Genomic DNA, 19,364 nt, shown 5'->3' on the forward strand with positions numbered 1-19,364 from the left:
GCAGCCCATGGATGAACCGAAATACATCCAGATCGACGATGCGAGTCCGTTATTGGACAAATCGGACATGTACTACAAGGAGTTTCCCTCGGATTTCCGGCAGATCCGGTATTTTACCCTGCTGATCGTCCAAAAGGCTCCTGCGGCTATCCGGGAGATCAACCTCCTGGAACAGCAGATCAGCGAGGTTATTAAAAATGCGGTTAAACACGGAAACGCCTCGGATCCTTCCAAGACGGTGCAGGTGTGGTACCGTTTTACCGAGGATGAGGCGCGGATCATCGTTAAGGATGAGGGAGGGGGATTCCAGGGCATTGAGGAATGGAATGAATTCAATCGAAAACGCCTGGAGTGCATTACCCAGGAAAATTTCGAGGAGATGATCAGGTATGTCAGCTACCGCACACCCCATTCCCAAGCCGACGACGGGGGAAACGCCCTCTTCGCTGCCGTGGAATTCTGGAACGGCGGCTATGTTTTCACATCCCGGCGGAATTGTGTCGCTGCCCAGCGCCGGTACCCAAAGAATCACATGGTAATGCCCGGTCGGGGAGCCTAAAACCAGAACCGGAGCAGCCTTCCGAACGGGGTATTTGCAGCCAGGGTAGTCAGGCTGCAGGTACCCAGCCGGCGTCCCGAAAGGGACCGCAGGGGGTGTCATGAGGAATAATCCATCCCGGCACCCTTGCCTGTTTGCATGAAAGCCATCATTATTAAAGCAGACCCCAGTGGGAGAAGACTATGCAGGATATTGACGATATTATGCGTTCCTTAGAGGATAAAACACCGCCCCAAATTGATGTACCCGAAGAGCCTAAGAAGGTTCTCCGCCTAGCTCGGAGCATTAAGGATCCCGGCGAAACCATCGCAAAGCTGGTGAATAACCGCTGGTACGTGGGGGCCGGGGCAAATCTCCTGGAGCTGGCGGACGATCTGACCACCTTTCCGGATATTCAGGCCGTGGGGGTGGTGGATGAAGACGACAAGGTTCTCGGGGTAATAGTCCGGCGGGATCTCTTCGATCTACTGGGCAGACCCTTCGGCCGGGACGTCATGCGCCGGGAGTTAGCATCCCGGGTGGCCCAGTCAACCCAGAGCTTCTACCATGATACCAACATTTTTTCCGTCAGCGAGAGCCTGAGCAAGGTGGACCATAGCGGGGAAGTCCAGTTTTTTCCTCTGAAAACCGGAACCGGGGAGTTTGTAGGGACCTTCAGCTCCCAGGACTTACTCATTTATCTGTCCCGGATTACCCAGAACGATATCGCCCTGGCCCGGAGCATCCAAAGCAGGATTGTAAAAGAGTTTAGTTACCACGAGGACGAGCATCTGGAGTTTGCCGGGTCCAGTACCATGGCGAAGGGTGTTGGGGGTGATTTTTATGCCGAGGCGCTCATTCAAGAGAACCGCTGGATGCATTGTCTCTGCGATGTATCAGGAAAGGGCATGGCAGCCTCCCTGGTAACCACCGCATTATGGGGTTCCCTCCGGACCTTTGATTACCGCCGGGGAATCGGCTCCCTTATTAAGACCCTGAACCAGGTGTTTATTTCCACCTTCGAGCTGGAAAAATATGTCACCGGAATTTTTGCAGATATCAACGCCGCCACAGGAACCCTGCTCCTGGCAGATATGGGCCACGGCTTCTCCTTCCTTCTCCGGAATAAGCAGCTCCTGAAGATGAAGGCCGGTGCTTCAAACATGCCCATCGGTGTGGTTCATGATTTGCGGCCCGAGATCAGCCGGTACCAGCTTGAACCCGGGGATTTACTGCTGTTTGTTACTGATGGAATCATTGAGCAGACTAACGAGATTGGCGAAGAGTTCGGCCTGGGACGGATTAAGCAGTTCCTCATGGAATCCACCAGCAAAAGTCTGAAAACTCAGAGAATTGAACTCATGGAGCGGTTCCACAGTTTTCGTAAACAGACCCCGCTCCACGATGATGTTACCTTCCTCATGATCCGCTACAAGGGATAGGCGGTCCGAAGAGCCGGAGGGCTGGGAGCTGGGAAGCCGGAGGGCTGGGAGCTGCCGTTCCATCCTCCGCTTTGCCTGCCGGCCGGGTACGTCGGCGCATTGGGTACGTCGGCGCATTGGGTACATCGGCGCATTGGGTGCATCGGCACGGCGCTGGCGGCGACCCATACTGCGGGTATCCGCCTCGGCAGAGGTTTGACCACCCGCTCTACCGGCTCAAAACCTCAAAGTCTGTGAACTCAGCCCGGCCGAGGGCTCGCAGGGATGTTTGGACGCCCCGGTTAACCCCGAACCAGGTCTTGTAGCGAACCTTTTCCTCACCGTTCACACTCAAGGTGATATAATCAAACTCAGGCTCGTAGAGAACCTCCAGATCCAAGTATCCGGATATGGGCTCCTGAATGGCCGCATGGAGAACCCGCTCCATATCTACATCATCTCTGGACCGGTAGACCTCGAGATAGGTCCGGTTGTTTCCATACACCTCCGGATCCCGGGTCAGCCACACCAGCAAACCCTCCCCGAATCCGTACCCCCGGGCCTCGGAGTTCTCGGTAAATAGATGCAGACCATACCCCACCCAATCGGGATCCAAACTCCGACCCCGCAGACGGTAGAGTAATGCTTGATTATCCTGGTTCAACCGGAAATCGTACCGGGCAAAATACTGATCAGGATCGGACTGTACCACCCCGTTCCTTGAGGCTGAGGGTGTTGCCGTATTCCAGGTACCCATGGCCGGAGTCCCCGACTCAAAACCCCTGAGCAGGGTTTGGGTAAACTCGCCCTTTACTACCCCAAGATATCCCTCAGCACCGAAGCGGGTAATAAGCTGGTTCTCAAGATCGTTACGGCTCTGGGTCATGTCCCTGAGCTGGTCCCGGAGAGATGCTATCTCCCTGGCTAGCTCCTGCCCCGCAGCCCGAAGATCTTGCCCCTCTTCCGCAGCTTCGCGTAAGTCTGTAGCCGTTTTTCGAAGCTCTTGTATCTCAGCCTTCAGGGCATCTACCTGGAATTCCAGGGCGGCAACCTGAGCGCGGAACTGTTCTTCATCTATTGAGTTGCCGGCTCCTGCCGCTCCGTCATCAGGGGCTGCATCCGGGTCATCATCGGACCTGGCAGCCAGTGCCTCCGCCAGGGAGGCCCGGACCTGAACAAGTTCTTTCTCAAGAGAAAGGTTTTCGTCCTCCAGCTGTTCAATCTGCATCCGGGCATCGGCAAGGGTCTGCTCAGCGGTAGAAGCCTGGCCGGTCAGCTCGTCTACCCTGCCCTCAAGATCGGTGACCTGGGAAGATAGCCGATTGCGATCGTTCTGGGCGGTCTGGAGATCATCCAAGGCATGGTCCCGCTGATCCCTAACCTCATTATAACTGTCCTTTAGCACAAATCCTGCATCGTTTAAAACCCGAGCCAGAGAGGTACCAATAATCGACCCGGTACTCAACATATCCGGGACCCCCAAGATCATATCCGGACCAAGTGACAATTCAGCCCGATAGGGTTTCCCATCCACTAAGATGCCGTCGATAGCTACCCGCGAGTCATCCAAGGCCTCCAATCGGGCGAAGTCCAGGATTACATCCGAAGGAAAAACCGCATCCTCCTGAGAAAACACCTGACCGAGCTGCCATTCGCCCTCAGCATTCTTGCGGAACAACAACGAAACGCTCTGGCCTTGAATACCCACATTCCGGAAGAAAAAGGCTGAAGGACCGGCAAAACTCACCCGGGTCTGGGAAAAATCGAAAGTAGTAAGATCCACCGACTCTGTTTCGAGTTCCTGGGCTGCAACCCTGTTCGCTAGCCCGAGAACCCCCACCATCAACAGGAGTAAGATCAAAACGTTTTTCTTTCTGCGGCTGCCCATTATTTCCTCCTATAGCTCTAGTCTATGTCGGCATCCCGAGGGTCCTACTTAAAGGATTGTTGAATATCCAACCCCGGAGCATTACAATTGTCCAGGAGGCCGTGATGAACATCGGAGTACCCAGAGAAATAAAAAACCATGAATATCGGGTAGGCTTAACCCCCGACTCTGTCAAGAGTTACGTCCAGCGTGGTCACCACGTAGCCATAGAAACCCAAGCAGGCGTCGGATCAGGGCACAGCGATGAAGAATACCGCAAGGCTGGAGCCCAAATAGCTAGCGGTCCGGAGGAGATTTGGACCGGTGCGGATATGATCATCAAGGTAAAAGAACCATTGGAATCTGAGTACCAGTACTTCAGGGAAGGGTTAATCCTTTTCACCTACCTGCACCTGGCTGCAAACAAGCCCCTCACCCAGGCCCTCATGGACAGCGGCGTAACAGCCATAGCATACGAAACCATTGAGTTACCCGACGGCCGCCTACCCTGTCTCACCCCTATGAGCGAGATTGCCGGCCGCTTGAGTATTCAGGAAGGCGCAAAGTACCTGGAAAAGTCCTTCGGCGGCCGGGGCATCCTGCTCGGCGGCGTACCGGGAGTCCACAGGGGCTCTGTTACCATACTCGGGGGCGGAACCGTAGGAACCAATGCATGCAAGATTGCCGTCGGCATCGGGGCTAACGTCACGATTCTTGACATTAACCCCCGCCGGCTCGCCTACCTGGACGATATCTTCGGCAGCTCCATCACCACCCTCTATGCCACCGAGGCCAACATCCACCAGGCAGCCGCAGATGCCGACATTCTGGTGGGAGCGGTACTCATTCCCGGAAAAGCAGCCCCGAAACTCATAACCCGGGACATCATCCAAACCATGCGCCCCGGTGCGGTTCTCGTAGACGTTGCTGTAGACCAGGGCGGTTGCGCCCAGACCAGCCGCCCCACCACCCATGACGACCCCATTTTCATTGTGGATAATGTCGTGCACTACTGTGTTGCCAACATGCCCGGCGCGGTGGCCTACACCTCAACCCAGGCACTCACCTCGGTAACCCTGCCCTACGGGCTTTCCCTTGCAGATCACGGGGTAGCCCAGAGTGTTTCCCGGAAGCCCGATCTCGCCCTCGGCCTAAACATCTACCAGGGAGAATGCGTCAACCAGGCAGTGGCCCAAAGCCTTGATCTTCCCTGGAAGGAGCTATAACCCATGGCAGAATTTCCTCATACAATCCTTCAGGAAAGCTTCTCCTTCCTGGTCTTCAACCAGGACACCCCCCCTGACGCCCTGACCTGGCAGTATGAAGATCCATCCCGATTCCAGATCACCTGCGATCAGAGCAGTATTCAGCGTCTTCTGCTGCTCTGGCTGGAAGCCTGCTTCAAGCTCCGGGACACCCTGGAAGTCACCATAAGTCTCCGGGAAAACCCCCTTCCCGGCGTACCCTATGGAATAGCCTTTCGGACTAGTCAGGTTGATTCCAATGCCGTCGCAACGATCATCGAATCCGAACCCGGGATCAAAGAACTCCTAGCAGCCCGGCGCCTGGAACTAGTGGACCACGGCATCCTGTTTCCAGTCCAGGAGGTTTCCCGCAGTCAGAAGGATCAGCCCCTGGACCTAACACAGCTCCACGGGAAATTCGAAGACCCCGCAGACGCCCAACTGCTTCTGGAACTCTTCATGCAGCACACACCGGTCCGGATCCTCCAGCTGGAAGACGCCTTATCTGCAGACAATTCCCGAGAGGCTCACCGACTGGCCCACTCCATCAAGGGAGGAGCCCTCAACATTTGTGCTGCGGATCTGGCAGAAACTGCAAAAACCCTGGAAGTTGAGCTAAAAACCCGGGGCTGTACTCCAAAAACCGTTGAATTATTATCTACACTGAAGAAACGCTACGGATTGGTCGATACCTATTGGAACAGCCTAGAGGGGGAGCAGTAGCATGGCTAACCAGCGCGTTCTTTATGCGGAAGACGAGGTAACCAACCGTCGGCTTCTACAAATCCAGTTACAACGAAACGGAATCACCTGCGACCTGGCCTCGGACGGTATTCAAGCTCTAGAGCTGTACCGAAATGAGTCCTACGGTGTTATTATCTTAGATCAATACATGCCCGGCATGAACGGCGATCAGGTTGCCCGGGAAATACTCCGGGACAACCCCGAAGCGGTTCTGATTGCCATTACCAGCGATGACTCGGAGCTCCAGAGCCTGGAGCAGGCCGGATTTAGGGAGGTCTTTATCAAACCTCTCCGAGGCAAGGAGTACATCGAGATTATCAAAAGCTATCTCTAAATTAGGATGCGCCATGAGAAAATATATCCTCCCCCTTTTGTTTGTTCTGATCTATGGCTTCCTTTCAGCAGCCTTGGGAGCAGCAACCCACGATGATGAGTACGTGGTCGTGTTAGGCCCAAGTTCTATTGAATGGAACCCTCTCTATACTTACTCCACCACCGAAGCCCAGCTGTACACCGCCGTATACGAGGGGCTGGTAGTCTACGATCCCCGCACCCTGCAACCCAGACCCGGGGTAGCCTCCCGGTGGAGTATCAGCGAAGATAAACGCAGCTACACCTTCCACCTGCGCAAGGATGCTCGGTATCAGGACGGAAGTCCGGTAACCGCCCAGGATTTCCGGGAGACCTGGGAACTAATGCTCCGCCAGGGAAATAACAGCCCCTTCTCCTTCCTATTGGAACCCATTCAAGGGGCGGCTGATTTTCGGTTAGGACGGACAAGGGATGCAAACACCCTGGGCATAGAAACCCCAGACGACCATACCCTGGTCATCACCCTGGAAAAACCTGCAGCGCATTTCCTCTCCATCCTCTGTCACCAGAGTCTGGTCCCCTTGCCCCAGGGCCACAGAACCGCCGAATCCTGGAACGGTTCAGACGAACTGCCCTCCAACGGCCCATACCGAATCGCTGAATACACCGATGAACACATCGTTTTTCAGAAAAACGATCAGTATTGGGATCGGGCCCGGGTACTGCTCCCCAGCATCCGGGTCCTTTTCAGGGAGGATCCCCTCAAAAATTCCCAGGAATTCAATTACGGCTCAGTCCAGTGGATCATGGATTCCTTCGACGCTGAGGCGATCCGCATCCCCGGCAGTCTGCAAATTCACCCCCAATTCAGCACCCACTACTACTTCTTCCGCTCCGCGGAGCCCCCCTGGGACGATCCATCCATACGGAAGGCCATTGCCCTCGCCCTGCCCCTTGCACAGCTCCGGTCCGAGGATGTGTACTTTGTACCCACCGCCCGGCTGGTCCCAGAAATACCCGGTTACCCGGAACCGGAAACCCTGGGTACCGCCCAGAATGCTTCGGCAGCCCGGGCCCTCTTGGCGGAAGCGGGCTACCCCCTGGGCAGGGGACTACCACCCCTCCGGGTCTTGCAGCCCGAGGGTCAGGAATCCCAACGGATCGGCACCCTGATAAAGGAGTCCCTGGAAGACACTCTGGAGCTGGAGGTAATCCTGGAAACACTTCCCTACGCCCAGTTCCAAGCCGCCCAGCGGGATGGATCCTTCACCCTCAGTACTATAAGCTGGGTAGGCGATTTCGCCGACCCCCTGACCTTTTTGAATATGTGGGTAACGGATAATCCAGTAAACATCGGGGGATACGCAAACCCGGAGTATGAGCAGCTCCTGGATCAGGCCTCTCTACTGGAAGGGGAGGAACGCTTCACCAAGCTCTCAGAAGCCGAAAGCCTTCTGTTGACCCAGGCGGCCCTCATTCCCATCAGCCACTCACCCTCTATAAACGTTATAGACCTGGAGGAAACCGAGGGCTGGTACCCCAATGCCCTGGACATCCATCCCTTTAAGAATATGGCCTTTGCCACCCAGCGGGCACCGTATAACGTGGTCCGCTTCTAACCCCCGAGAACCGTCAATTCTCGGGTCCGTGCTTTGACGAAGACCGGTTTTTTTGCTATACTCCCCCACCTATGAGCAATCAACCCCCTAAAACCGCCTTCGCGATGAACGAACGAATAGTTTACCCCCTTCAGGGGGTGGGTCACATCCAGGCCATTGAAGAACGGCCCTTCAGAGACAAAACAATCCTATACTATATTATTTACCTGGAAGTCTCGGATATGACCGTCATGATTCCTGTGGATAAGGCAGAAGAAATCGGCATACGCGCTATTGTATCCCGTAAACAGGCTGAAAACGCCCTGGATATTGTCGGCCAGGAAAATGAAGCAGCACCCACCGACTGGAAGATGCGCTACCAAATGAATCAGGAGCTCCTGAAAAAAGGCGATGTCAGCGACACAGCCTTGGTTGTTCGAACCCTCTACCACCGATCTAAGCTGAAAGAACTTCCCATCATGGAACGGAAGCTCTACGATTCAGCAAAAAAACTTCTGGTGGATGAAATAAGCCTGTCCCTCGGACTCGAGAAACCTGAAGTGGAAAAGATCATCCATACCAAACTTGAAGCCGAGTCTAACCGGCCGGTCAAAGAAACCCCGCCCATTGATGAGGCTGACGACTTCGAGGATGAAACCTTCGATGAAGAGGTAGAAGAAACACCCGTGGTGGAGGAGCGCTCTCTGGATGACATCGTCGAGGAAGAAGAAGAGCTTGACGACTCAGACGACGAGGACGAATAACCAGCCACCACCACCCTCCTGGGAAACATTCCTCGCGGAAATTTCCCGCCACATCCACGGCTGCGGAGCCCCGGCACCCGCCGTGGATACAATTCATCGCCGCTGGCCGGGCCCCTACAGTGTCCTAGTCTCCACCCTCATCAGTCTCCGTACCAAGGACAGCGTCACCCTTCAAAGCTCTGCCCGGCTGCTTGAGCAGGCGCCGACCCTGGAGGATCTAGCAGCCCTGGATACGGAACAAATTTCCCAGGCACTGTATCCTGCGGGATTCTACCGCCGTAAATCCCAGCAGCTGGCTCAAATCGCCCGATACATCATGGATCACCACCACGGCCGGATCCCTGATACCCGTGAGACCCTCCTCGCCCTGCCCGGTGTCGGTATTAAAACAGCAAACCTCGTCCTGGGGATCGGGTTCTCAATCCCGGCCATCTGCGTCGACATCCACGTGCACCGCATCGTAAACCGCTGCGGCCTGGTTTCCACCTCCAGTCCCGAAGAAACCCTCTCCGTCTTGGAAAAAACGGTTCCCCGGGATCATTGGATTGATGTAAACCAGATCCTCGTACCCTTCGGCCAGACAACCTGCAGCCCCGTAAGTCCCCGCTGCAGCACATGCCCCCTGGCCGATTGGTGTCCCCGAACCGGCGTTACCAATTCCCGATAGCAACCCGCAGCCTCGATACGCCCCCGGGGATTGCACCGAACCGTTTGTGCACTAACCAAAAAAAAGCAGAGCCGGGCTTCCCCCGCGCTCTGCTTTTTCTACAATCTTGACCAATGAGTCCTTCGTACGCAGGACCACCGTCATGGGAGTCGGGCTTTCAGGCTCCGACTCACCCTATTCCTCTGCGATCAGTAAGGTCTTGGAGTCGAGAATGAGGTGTAAATCCTCATCGACAATCCGGTCGTGATCCTTGCGCAGATTCAGTTTGATGTGATTCTTTTCATCCTCAAGGTCGATGAGCACGCTGAGAACCTGCTCGAAATTTGAAAGCTCCTTGGGGATTCCCCCGGTATTCTTTTCAATGTCGGCGGTAGCCCAAACAGTGAGATTATGCTTGGCTGCAAATCCCTTAAGTGCTTCGAAGGTTCCTACAGAACCCTTATCGAAGTCGTAGCCGTCAATAACCAGAAGATCGGCGGCAAAATGCCCTTCACTGATTAACGCCTCTATACTTTTTTCAATCTGATCGATGGTTACATCATGCTGGTTGAAGTTCAGAATTACCCGGTTCTTTACCAGTTCGTCATGAACCTCCACAGCGGACTCTAGATTACGGTTCGTGGCGATTTCTTTATATACCGCCTCGTACCAATCGATAATGTGGTCGGTTTTCGCTGCAAAAGAAAGATGGATAACATGCTTTCCCTGAAGCAGCTTATCCGTGGCGATGTGAACCAAACATGCGGTTTTTCCCACACCCCTGGGTGAGGCAATAACGCCGATATTACCGGCCTCGACGCCGCCCCGTGTTGACTTCTCCATTATTCGTAATGGACTACGCTTAACAAGCTCTGCTTTAACCATGGTTAATCTCCCCTCGTAGTTTAGGTTCTGATACCGTACCTACAGTGTAATACGAAAACCCGGGGGGTACATCAAAAAAAGGCTCCGGAACCAGAACCCGACAGAATCCCCCGAACATTACCTGTCTACGGCCAAAGAACAGGGGTCATGGTGGACCATGACCCCGTCGGTTGTTCCTTACTTTTGCTCAGCTCTCCGCTTCTCTTCGAATTGCTTCTTAAGATCATCAGAGATACTCTGGGGCACCCGTCCATATTTCAGGAATTCCATAGAGAACTCTGCTTTACCCTGGGTTAGGGAGCGCAAAACCGTGGAATAACCGAACATTTCGCTCAATGGCACCTCAGCTTCAACGGAGCAAAAGGCCGAATCCTCGGTAGATGATACGATTACACCCCGGCGCTGGTTGATAGACCCGAAGATGTTCCCCTGGAACTCCGTCGGTCCCTCGACAACAACCTTCATCAGGGGCTCAAGGATTACCGGCTTCGCCTTATCATACACCTGCCGGAAAGCACCCAGGGCAGCCTGCTGGAAGGCCATATCCGATGAGTCAACAGGGTGGGTAGAACCGTCGTTGATGGTCACCTTAATGCCGACAATAGGGAATCCGATCTGAGTACCCTTTTCCATGGCCTTCTTAAAGCCTTTTTCACAAGAAGGAATGTACTCGTTGGGAATTACCCCACCTTTTATGGCGTTAACAAACTCAAAATTACCCTCTTCCAGGGGCTCAAGGAATCCGGCAACCCGTCCGTACTGACCGGAACCACCGGTCTGCTTCTTGTGGGTGTAATCAAATTCAGCCCTCTGAGAAACTGCCTCACGATAGGCTACCTGGGGCTGCCCGGTCTGCACCTCGGCTTTGTACTCCCGCTTCATCCGTTCGATGTACACATCCAGGTGGAGTTCACCCATACCCTGAATAATGGTCTGATTGGATTCCGGATCAACATAGGTACGGAAGGTGGGATCCTCTTTGGTGAATCTATTCAGGGCCTTGGCCATATTGTCCGCGGCTTTTTTATCCACCGGTTCAATAGCCAGGTCGATTACCGGCTGGGGTATGAACATGGAGGTCATTGAGTAGTTAAGAGACGGATCGGTGAAGGTATCCCCGGAGGCACAATCCACGCCGAAAAGGGCGGCAATCATACCGGGCTCGGCCTCATCAATGTCTTCCATGTGATTAGCATGCATCCGGATCAACCGCCCGACCTTGAATTTCTTCTGGCTCCGGGTATTGAACAGTTCTCCGCCCTTTTTAACCACACCCTGGTATACCCGGATGTAGGTTAACTGACCGTACTGCCCGTCCTCAAGTTTAAATGCCAAGGCAACCGGCTTTTTACCATCCGCCTGGGGCTCCATAACCACCTCAGCTTCATCGTTATCCAAATCCAGGGCCTTGTTCTCAATATCAAGAGGGCTGGGAAGGAACCGAGTAACTCCATCAAGCAGAAGCTGAACACCCTTGTTCTTATAGGCTGAACCCATAAATACCGGGGTTAGGTCCAGGGTCAACGTACCCTTCCGAATAGCATCGTAAATGAGCTCTTCCGAGGCATCTCCCTCAAGGTAGGCTTCCGCCAGTTCATCACTGAACAGGGATGCAGCATCAATCAGCTCTTCTCTTCGCTGGTCCGCCTCAGCCTTGAGCTCCTCGGGAATATCGGTAATACGAATCTCCGTACCGTTATCACCCTCGAAATAGTAGGCCTTCATGGTTACAAGATCCACCACCCCTACATGCTTATCTTCCAGGCCGATAGGAATCTGAACAAGCACCGCATTATGGCCGAGCTTTTCGATGAGCTGATCCTTGACCTTATAGGGGTTGGCACCGGTACGGTCGAGCTTGTTGATGAAGGCGATCCGGGGGACGTTGTAGCGCTTCATCTGTCGGTCTACGGTAATGGACTGGGACTGGACCCCTTCTACACCGGAAAGCACCAGGATAGCGCCGTCCAATACCCGCAGCGCCCGCTCTACCTCAATGGTAAAGTCGACGTGCCCCGGGGTGTCGATGATGTTGATGGGAAAATCCTTCCACTCAACATGGGTAGCGGCAGATGCGATGGTAATACCACGCTCCCGCTCAAGTTCCATGGAGTCCATGGTTGCCCCAACTCCATCTTTTCCTCGCACCTCATGGATCGCATGGATCCGGTTGCAGTAGAAAAGAATCCGCTCGGTAAGGGTAGTTTTACCCGAGTCAATATGCGCGCTTATACCGATATTGCGCCGCTTCGTGATGTCTGCCATAAAAAATTAATACCTCTCAAACCAGAATAACGTGACTTATGTGTTTTGCTGCTAGACAATTACAGGCTGTGATATACTTTTGTCAGTATGGACACCCATAGTATCGTTAACCCATTCTTTTTTCAATACCCGGGTGATTTTACTCTACCGAAGATCGGGACGAGCGGTTTTTCCTACCGGGACTGGATCGGAACCGTGTACCCCAGGGGTACAAAAAGCTCGGACTTCCTGGAACATTACCAGCGGCTATTCACCTTCTGTGAAATAAACAGTACCTACTATCATATGCCCAGCCCATCCATGATCCAAGGGCTTGCAGCTAGGGCTGGCACCCTGGACCTAACCATCAAGCTTCCCGGTTCCCTGACCCACCCGCACCCCGACACACCCAGGACCCCCCAGGACACCGAAAACCTTCTGGATGAGTTTTTTACTAGTCTTCAGGCCGGCATGAACCCCGGGCCTATTCGGGGTATCTTACTCCAGTTCCCCTACCGCTTCGGGTATACCAAGGAGAACCGCTGGTATCTCGGGGAACTTACCGAGGGGGTGGTATCCCGCATTAGAGATCGTGACATCTCCCTAGAGGTATTCGTGGAGTTCCGAAAATCGGATTGGAATAAACAGCAGGTCTATCGGGGATTAGAATCCCGGGGTTGCCGTTGGGTACTCTGCGATCTGCCCTCCCTTCCGGGGCTGCCCTCCATGGAGGACCAGCTGCGGGCTGGAGGAAGCATCCCCCCAGGATACCTGCGGCTTCATGGGCGCCGCCAGGACACCTGGTGGCAGGGTACAGCGGTATCACGGTATGACTACCTGTACTCGCCGGACGAACTTACCTCCATTACAGGGGTCTTAAGACCCCTGCTCTCAGAGAAATCGATCCAGTACATCGCCTTTAATAACCATCACAAAGGAAAGGCGGCGGTTAACGCCATCCAGCTCTCAGAACTGTTACTCCCATTCATTGAAGAAAAGAATCAAGGTTAACCAGACCTCTTTTCCGCTCAGATCGAGCTCCTGTTCTTTAATACGTTGTTCAATTTCCTTCCGGGTTAAGCTGGGATTCTCCTGCTTCCATCCCACTACTGTCATGACATCATCCCGGGTAACATCATTCATGGATCCGAAGAAGCCCCGGTTGTTCAGAAGCATGACCCCGTACCGGAGCATGACCAGCTGATCGAGAATATTCTGCGCGGTTTCGTCACTGCGGCCCAAATGGGCGTCCTGGGCAACCTGCTGTTCCGCGAACTCATCCTGGCGGGTTATTATTCCCGCTATCTGGGTTTGGATAGCTGATAGCTGGTTCAGTATCTCCTCCTGCTCCGCTCGAACGCCCCTGAGGTATCGCATGACATACTCAGAGTCCTGGCTCAGAAGGTACTCCTCCGGGCTGTTCGCAATACGGATCAAGCGCTCGAAAAGCTCCTCAGCGGAGAAATACTGCCCACGAATCCTCAGTCTCAACTCATTAATAATCATGTTGAAGTCATAAAATAATGCACCATCAAATACAAAGGTTAACCCGCTGGGGAGGTACTGTAAAATGTCCCGTTCCTCAATCCGTAGATTTCGTAAGAGCACCACCGCCCTGGCATCCTGCTGCCCCAGGGTCAGCCTGATATTCCGGGGCTCAAAGAGGTCTGTACCATTAAGCGCGGAAAAAAGCTGCCGGGTGAAGGCAATGTTTTCCGGAGAGGCCACCGGGGTGGGAATCCCTGATAACTGCACCCTGAATCGTCCATCGCTCAGTTCATAATCGCCGAACTCGGTTTCCTGGGCCTGGATCCCAAGCTCACCCAGGGCTGTGAGCAGATCCCCGGATTGGGCTGTTACCCCGGGGGTGAGAAATAGGGTGAGTATCAGACCTAGGGTCCACCTCCAGGATGCTCGGCTAGGCTTCATATTCATCATCATTCATCTCCTCCGGAAATCGGTTGCTGCAGATTAAAGATCACCGCATCGAAGGGGAACAGTCTCTCGCCCTCCTGCAGCATCTCTAGCTGGGCAATAATATGGGGTTCCACCGCCTTCACACGGATGCGGCCGATCTGACGGGTATCTTCGCGGAAAATAAGAGCCTCAATACCGGGCACAATGAACTCTTTGTTCAAGGCGAAAAGCAGGATGTTTTCATCATCCCTGGCATCTACGATAAACCCGGAATCGCCGCTCCTCCGCGATAATGCCGCAAGAGAGTACTCCAGCTGACCAATGAAACTCTTCAACCGGTTCTGTTCAGCCACACTAGCCTCCAGACGACGGTTGGCAGCAGCTATCCGCTGGGTTGCCTCTTGAAATGCTGTTTCCTGGTCCAGAATCCGCTGGGACATCGCCTGACTAGACTCCTGCAATACCCGCAGATTTTGACCCTGGAGCTCCTTGAGCTGGCGCAGGGTTAACTCCACGGAGTTCGCGTATCCGACCCCGCCCAACCGGGTTATGAGGGCATCCATACCGGCAATATTGTTTTCAAGGTCCTCTATCTGCTGGAAGGACAGATCAAGAATCTGGCGGACCTCCCGCATCTGAGCGGTAAACCGCCAAATATCGGTGAGATTCGGTATCGCAGCCAACTCCTGAGACGGCTGGGGATTCAACCACTGGTCGGTGAACTCCTGGGAAAACACCGGATTGTAGGTAAGAAACATTTCATTTAGGGCGGCACGCTGTTCAGCCTCCAAGCGTTCCCGGAGGTTCTCTCGTAACTGCTCTTCAAACAGCTGCAGCTCCTGAAGTTCCTGCTCATGATCTGCTTCCAAGGCAGCGATCTGTTCTTCATACCGCGCTTGGACCTGCTCCAACTCAAGATTGAAGAGGCGTTTCTGGTTATCCAGGAGCTCTTCCTGGCGGCGGGCCTGCTCGACCTGCCGGGAATCGTATTGATCCATCTGGGCCTGGATACGCTGAATCTCCAGCTCCACCTCCTCAATCTGGGGTGCATACCGGGCCTGTACCTCGGCGATAGATTCCTGCAGCCGCTCCTGGATAAGCCGTTCTTCCTGTTGCATTTGGGCCTGGTTGAGGCCGCGGCTTTCAATGAGGGCTGTTTCCCGCTCGGATGCGGTGATCAGATCGTTTATTTCCTTCTCTTGGCTATTGCGGAGCTGCACCAGACGGCGTTGGGCTGCAGCCATGCTCTCATCAAGCCGTTTAGCGGTATTGAGCACATCCCGCAGATTCACATCGGCAAAGGCCCCCTCAAAATTGATGTCTGCCCGCTCATTCATACTCTGGATGTAGAAGGAGACCCCAATCGCCCCTCCGATGAGTACGACGGCAGTCAAGATTACAAAGAGGGGGATCAGAACCGATCGGTTCTTCTTCGTCTTTGCGAATTCTTCTTCCAGATTATAGCGCTTCTGCCGCTCCCTGAATTCCCGGGCCAATTCTTTGAGGAAGGTCTGTTTGCTCTGTTCTACAATCGCATTTATTTCTCTGTCATGGTCCATATTCCGCTCCATCCTCTGGGTGGCTTACCATCCTTGGTACGCTGTCTGAATATTTCGGCCATGGGTAACTCAATTTTGGAGAACTTCTCATGGGCAGCAGTCCAGTCTCCATCATAGTATTCGTAGAGTGCCTGCCTAAAAATGTCCGCTCTGGCCCTGAAGTCGGCATCCATCCGGCGGGTATCCAGGGGCCAAAAGATCTTTTTCCCTATGGTCTTACCCTTTACCTGAACCTGATCCAACTCCATGAAATAGTAGTGATCAAAATCAGATTCAACATGGTCCTTGATATATTCGCTCACAATCATGGGAACCCGGTAAAACCGGGTTAATCCTTCGAGACGGGAAGAACTATTCACGTTGTCTCCGATAACCGTATTTACCATCCGCTCGTTGGAACCGATATTCCCGTAGAAAACCTCGCCTCCGTCAATGCCGACCCCCACATCGATGAGCACCGCCTTGAAGACCCGCTCCTCAGCATCGGTTAAGGCCCCCCGGTTGGCCAAAATTTGTTCCCGGCGTTTAAACATCTGCTCCCGGAGGGTGGCGGCCACCCGAATAATCTGGTAGCCGGCCCTGATAGCCTGGTACGACTTGTTTTCATTAGGACGGCCGATAACCCCGAATACCGCAAGAAGGGCATCTCCGATGATGGAACCTACATCGCCGTTATTCTCATGGATATGCCGGATAGCCTGATCATAATGCAGGTTTAACAACTTGATGATATCCGTTCCCAGGGTTTCCGTCATGAAGGTGAATCCCTTGATATCGGAAAAAAGAATGGCCAAATCCCGCTTGGATCCCTCAAGCCGAATCTCACGTTCCCGGTAGGCTTTTTGGGCTACGTCCCGGGCAACGAACTTTTTAAAGATATTCAACAGGTTTTCGATGGTGCTCGCCAGGCTGTTAAAGGCTACCCCGAGATAGGAGATATCGTCGTTGGGAGCGCCGCGGATATCCACCAGTTCCATGGCTTGGCGCTCTTGCATTGCCATGATCTGGCTGGTGATTACTCCGACGAACTTTAAGATTCGCCGAAGAATGAGGACACCCACCACGGCACAAACCAGGGTAATCAGGAGAATCAGCCACAGGACCGTCTGAAAAATCCGAACAGAATCGGCGTAGAACTCGTTTTGATCCTCTGCCCGGATGAAAAACAACTCCCATTGGGGATGGTACTTATACACGCCGATGTATGGGCGGTCATCGTACACGAACCGGAACAACCCATCGGTGACACCTTCCTCCAATGCAGCATTCATACTCTGGAGTTGCTGCTGATCGGAAAAATCAATGGCCTGACCACCCCGGGGCGTTGCAACCATAAATATGGAGCCATCGGGGTAGAGTCCCATGGCCAAGGATCCATCCTGCTCCAACTGTTGGAGAGTACTCTGGGTGATATTCTCCCGGGCAGCGTCTACGTCCTGATTAAATTGAAATATCTCGTATTGGTTCGAAGCAAATACGTGCAGATCCTTAAGGTCGGCAATCAGCAGCTTGTTCAGCAGCCGGATCTGCTCTCCCTGGTTTAAGGTAAGGTTTAAATAGTTCGTTGAAACATTAGAAACCAGCAGAAAGACCGTGAACACCGTCACAATCTTCACCATTAACGGAACAACACGAACCCCCGAAACTTTCTTTCCCAACACGGTGTCGAGAAGTTTCATGAGCAGTCCCCTTTTCGTAATGAACTTTCCATCTCTCTTCACCAAGCATAGTCGATCCAGTTTTTTTTTCAATATTGACTAGAATAAAACTCAGAAAAAAGGCACCCCAATGGGTGCCTTTTTTTACTGGTACAGGTGTTTCTATGGATAATTACAACGGGCACGGCCTAACTGAGCAGTAACTCATCGTTCTCCAATTCGGTATTCCGAATCTCTTGGAACTTCTTCACCAGTTTCTCCACCGTTAACCCCTGCTTTTCTGGCCCGGATAGATCAAGAATAATCTCTCCCTTGTCCATCATGAGGATTCTATCCCCGTATTGAATGGCGTGATGCATGTTATGGGTGATCATCATGGTGGTAAGTCCGTACTCCCGAATGTACCGCAGGGTTAGATCCAGAACTACCTGGGCATTTTTGGGATCCAGGGCGGCAGTATGCTCATCTAAAAGAATGAGATCCGGCTTGCTCAACACCATCATTAATAGGGTCAGGGCCTGACGCTGCCCGCCGGATAGCAGCCCCACGTTATCCTTGAGCCGGTTTTCTAACCCCATCTGCAGGGGCACCAGCTGTTCCTGGAAGTACTCCCGCATCTGGTGGTTCAAGCTGATCCGGAGCCCCTTAAATCCCTTCTTCAGGGCGAGTATCATATTATCTTCCAGGCTCATATTACCGGCGGTCCCTAGTAGGGGGTTTTGAAAGATACGCCCGATATGTTTAGCCCGTTTGTATTCCGGCTGCTTACTAACGTTTTTTCCGTGGAGCCAGATTTCCCCGTTACTCGGAAGAAGAGTGCCGGAAATCAGGTTGAAAAGGGTGGATTTTCCTGCCCCGTTGGAACCGATTACGGTTATAAACTCACCCTGATTCACCGAAAGATCGATATTGCGAATAGCGAGATTTTCATTCACGGTGCCTGGATGGAACACCTTCTGGACGGCTTTTATCTCAAGCATCATCTCCCTCCTTGGTGCTAAGTACCTCTCCGGGTTTGGAAACCTGAGGTGGAGATGCCACACCCGGTGTGGGCTGGGTCGAGGCAAGGAGCTGCTTGGAGGGTTTATCCTTACGCATCTTTGTTGCCACCAGGGAGAGAATGATTAATAGGCCGGTGAGTAACTTGAGATCGTTCGGAGTTAACCCGACATAGTACCCGTAGTACCTGCCAAGATACATGATAGCCCGGAAGAGGATCGATCCCAGAATAACCCGGAGGGTCAGGGCGAAAATTCTATTGGATTTCCAGAGAAATTCTCCGATCATCACCGATGCCAGACCGGCAATGATAATCCCCTGGCCAAGATTCACATCGGCAAACCCCTGGAACTGGGCTGCGAAGGCCCCGGAGAGGGCAACCAATCCGTTAGACAATCCTACGCCGATCAGCTTCAGGTAGGAGGGGTTTACCCCGGTAGAGATAACCATTTGGGGATTATTCCCCAGGGCGCCCAGAGTCATACCCAGGTCGGTTCGGAAAAACACATCCAAAAGAAGCTTCACCATCATGACAATTAAAAAGAAAAACAACAAAAGCAGCCATTCCTGGGGAATTACACCCCCGAACTGAGATTCAAGATTCTTTAAGATGGTCACCTGCTGGATTAACGGCAGGTTAGCCCGGTTGCCCAAAACACGGATGTTAATAGACCACAACATGGTCATGGTAAGAATACCGGCGAGAAGGTTGGGTACCTTCAGGTAGTTATGTATTGCTGCAGTGCACAATCCCGCAAGGACACCTCCCAAAAAGGCAATACCGACAGAGATCCAAGGATCGACTCCCGCCGTGACCAGGCTGGCAAGGATTGCCGCACCCAAGGGAAAGGACCCATCCACCGTGAGATCGGGAAAATCAAGGATCCTGAAGGTGATGAACACCCCCAGGACCATGATCCCGTATAATAATCCTTCTACAAAGATTCCTTCTATCATACGGTACCTAA

At 53.3% G+C, this 19,364-nt stretch carries 17 protein-coding genes; 9 read left to right on the plus strand and 8 right to left on the minus strand.

Going from position 1 to position 19,364, the window contains the following annotated elements:
* Positions 1–7: 7 nt before the first annotated feature.
* On the plus strand, positions 8–559 hold the full coding sequence (locus tag DC28_RS08140; protein ID WP_037547657.1) for an ATP-binding protein: 552 nt from the start codon (positions 8–10) through the stop codon (positions 557–559).
* Between the two features lie 182 nt (positions 560–741).
* A complete protein-coding gene (locus tag DC28_RS08145) occupies positions 742–1,980 on the plus strand; it encodes a PP2C family protein-serine/threonine phosphatase (RefSeq protein ID WP_037547659.1) in 1,239 nt (412 codons plus the stop codon).
* A 208-nt stretch (positions 1,981–2,188) separates the two neighbouring features.
* On the opposite strand, the gene DC28_RS08150 is transcribed toward DC28_RS08145, so the two are convergent.
* Entirely contained in the window at positions 2,189–3,847 is a 1,659-nt protein-coding gene (locus DC28_RS08150; protein WP_037547661.1) for a coiled-coil domain-containing protein, read from the minus strand.
* Between the two features lie 104 nt (positions 3,848–3,951).
* Here DC28_RS08150 and ald point away from each other — a divergent pair, with 104 nt between their 5' ends.
* The 6 genes from ald (at position 3,952) to DC28_RS08180 (ending at position 9,155) form a co-directional block, all read left to right on the plus strand.
* Positions 3,952–5,052 (plus strand): alanine dehydrogenase, encoded by a 1,101-nt coding sequence (gene ald, locus DC28_RS08155; RefSeq protein ID WP_037547663.1) that lies wholly within the window; start codon positions 3,952–3,954, stop codon positions 5,050–5,052.
* Positions 5,053–5,055: 3 nt separating this feature from the next.
* Positions 5,056–5,793, plus strand: a complete 738-nt coding sequence (locus DC28_RS08160; RefSeq protein WP_037547665.1) for an Hpt domain-containing protein — start codon at positions 5,056–5,058, stop codon at positions 5,791–5,793.
* 1 nt (position 5,794) lies between these two features.
* Entirely contained in the window at positions 5,795–6,148 is a 354-nt protein-coding gene (locus DC28_RS08165) for a response regulator (protein WP_037547668.1), read from the plus strand.
* Positions 6,149–6,161: 13 nt separating this feature from the next.
* Complete coding sequence (locus tag DC28_RS08170; RefSeq protein WP_052078631.1) at positions 6,162–7,745, plus strand: peptide ABC transporter substrate-binding protein; 1,584 nt, start codon at positions 6,162–6,164, stop codon at positions 7,743–7,745.
* Positions 7,746–7,816: 71 nt separating this feature from the next.
* The gene (locus DC28_RS08175; protein ID WP_037547669.1) at positions 7,817–8,488 is read left to right on the plus strand and encodes a CarD family transcriptional regulator; all 672 of its coding nucleotides are present in this window, start codon (positions 7,817–7,819) and stop codon (positions 8,486–8,488) included.
* Positions 8,489–8,570: 82 nt separating this feature from the next.
* Positions 8,571–9,155, plus strand: coding sequence for an endonuclease III domain-containing protein (locus DC28_RS08180; RefSeq protein WP_052078632.1), 585 nt, complete (start codon positions 8,571–8,573; stop codon positions 9,153–9,155).
* A gap of 174 nt (positions 9,156–9,329) precedes the next feature.
* Here DC28_RS08180 and DC28_RS08185 read toward each other — a convergent pair whose 3' ends face one another.
* Together DC28_RS08185 and fusA are read right to left on the minus strand one after the other, a co-directional pair.
* Positions 9,330–10,019 carry a hypothetical protein gene (locus DC28_RS08185; RefSeq protein WP_037547671.1) on the minus strand — a complete coding sequence of 230 codons (690 nt, stop codon included), beginning with the start codon at positions 10,017–10,019 and terminating at the stop codon, positions 9,330–9,332.
* A gap of 177 nt (positions 10,020–10,196) precedes the next feature.
* Complete coding sequence (fusA, locus tag DC28_RS08190; RefSeq protein ID WP_037547673.1) at positions 10,197–12,284, minus strand: elongation factor G; 2,088 nt, start codon at positions 12,282–12,284, stop codon at positions 10,197–10,199.
* 87 nt (positions 12,285–12,371) lie between these two features.
* Between fusA and DC28_RS08195 the strand changes: the two genes are divergently transcribed.
* On the plus strand, positions 12,372–13,274 hold the full coding sequence (locus tag DC28_RS08195; RefSeq protein WP_037547674.1) for a DUF72 domain-containing protein: 903 nt from the start codon (positions 12,372–12,374) through the stop codon (positions 13,272–13,274).
* On the opposite strand, the gene DC28_RS08200 is transcribed toward DC28_RS08195, so the two are convergent.
* From DC28_RS08200 to DC28_RS08220, 5 genes are all read right to left on the minus strand, one after another.
* Entirely contained in the window at positions 13,239–14,192 is a 954-nt protein-coding gene (locus DC28_RS08200) for a hypothetical protein (RefSeq protein WP_156104631.1), read from the minus strand. The genes DC28_RS08195 and DC28_RS08200 overlap by 36 nt on opposite strands.
* A gap of 8 nt (positions 14,193–14,200) precedes the next feature.
* A complete protein-coding gene (locus tag DC28_RS08205) occupies positions 14,201–15,739 on the minus strand; it encodes a hypothetical protein (protein WP_156104632.1) in 1,539 nt (512 codons plus the stop codon).
* Positions 15,718–17,418: an adenylate/guanylate cyclase domain-containing protein gene (locus DC28_RS08210; protein ID WP_052078633.1), complete on the minus strand. Its 1,701-nt coding sequence runs from the start codon at positions 17,416–17,418 to the stop codon at positions 15,718–15,720. The genes DC28_RS08205 and DC28_RS08210 overlap by 22 nt, the downstream gene beginning before the upstream one ends.
* A 167-nt stretch (positions 17,419–17,585) precedes the next feature.
* Complete coding sequence (locus DC28_RS08215; RefSeq protein WP_037547680.1) at positions 17,586–18,377, minus strand: ABC transporter ATP-binding protein; 792 nt, start codon at positions 18,375–18,377, stop codon at positions 17,586–17,588.
* Complete coding sequence (locus tag DC28_RS08220) at positions 18,370–19,353, minus strand: ABC transporter permease (protein ID WP_081942068.1); 984 nt, start codon at positions 19,351–19,353, stop codon at positions 18,370–18,372. The genes DC28_RS08215 and DC28_RS08220 overlap by 8 nt, the downstream gene beginning before the upstream one ends.
* Positions 19,354–19,364: the final 11 nt, after the last annotated feature.

The organism is Spirochaeta lutea (genome assembly GCF_000758165.1).
GTDB lineage: Bacteria > Spirochaetota > Spirochaetia > DSM-27196 > Salinispiraceae > Spirochaeta_D > Spirochaeta_D lutea.

What these genes read in the sequence shown, in the direction of transcription:
- DC28_RS08165 (WP_037547668.1), top strand. Translation starts at nt 5,795, where the DNA reads ATGGCTAACCAGCGCGTTCTTTATGCGGAAGACGAGGTAACCAACCGT.
- ald (WP_037547663.1), top strand. Translation starts at nt 3,952, where the DNA reads ATGAACATCGGAGTACCCAGAGAAATAAAAAACCATGAATATCGGGTA.
- DC28_RS08185 (WP_037547671.1), bottom strand. Translation starts at nt 10,019, where the DNA reads ATGGTTAAAGCAGAGCTTGTTAAGCGTAGTCCATTACGAATAATGGAG.
- DC28_RS08205 (WP_156104632.1), bottom strand. Translation starts at nt 15,739, where the DNA reads ATGGACCATGACAGAGAAATAAATGCGATTGTAGAACAGAGCAAACAG.
- DC28_RS08195 (WP_037547674.1), top strand. Translation starts at nt 12,372, where the DNA reads ATGGACACCCATAGTATCGTTAACCCATTCTTTTTTCAATACCCGGGT.
- DC28_RS08200 (WP_156104631.1), bottom strand. Translation starts at nt 14,192, where the DNA reads ATGAAGCCTAGCCGAGCATCCTGGAGGTGGACCCTAGGTCTGATACTC.
- DC28_RS08160 (WP_037547665.1), top strand. Translation starts at nt 5,056, where the DNA reads ATGGCAGAATTTCCTCATACAATCCTTCAGGAAAGCTTCTCCTTCCTG.
- DC28_RS08220 (WP_081942068.1), bottom strand. Translation starts at nt 19,353, where the DNA reads ATGATAGAAGGAATCTTTGTAGAAGGATTATTATACGGGATCATGGTC.
- fusA (WP_037547673.1), bottom strand. Translation starts at nt 12,284, where the DNA reads ATGGCAGACATCACGAAGCGGCGCAATATCGGTATAAGCGCGCATATT.
- DC28_RS08215 (WP_037547680.1), bottom strand. Translation starts at nt 18,377, where the DNA reads ATGCTTGAGATAAAAGCCGTCCAGAAGGTGTTCCATCCAGGCACCGTG.
- DC28_RS08140 (WP_037547657.1), top strand. Translation starts at nt 8, where the DNA reads ATGGATGAACCGAAATACATCCAGATCGACGATGCGAGTCCGTTATTG.
- DC28_RS08150 (WP_037547661.1), bottom strand. Translation starts at nt 3,847, where the DNA reads ATGGGCAGCCGCAGAAAGAAAAACGTTTTGATCTTACTCCTGTTGATG.
- DC28_RS08210 (WP_052078633.1), bottom strand. Translation starts at nt 17,418, where the DNA reads ATGAAACTTCTCGACACCGTGTTGGGAAAGAAAGTTTCGGGGGTTCGT.
- DC28_RS08170 (WP_052078631.1), top strand. Translation starts at nt 6,162, where the DNA reads ATGAGAAAATATATCCTCCCCCTTTTGTTTGTTCTGATCTATGGCTTC.
- DC28_RS08145 (WP_037547659.1), top strand. Translation starts at nt 742, where the DNA reads ATGCAGGATATTGACGATATTATGCGTTCCTTAGAGGATAAAACACCG.
- DC28_RS08175 (WP_037547669.1), top strand. Translation starts at nt 7,817, where the DNA reads ATGAGCAATCAACCCCCTAAAACCGCCTTCGCGATGAACGAACGAATA.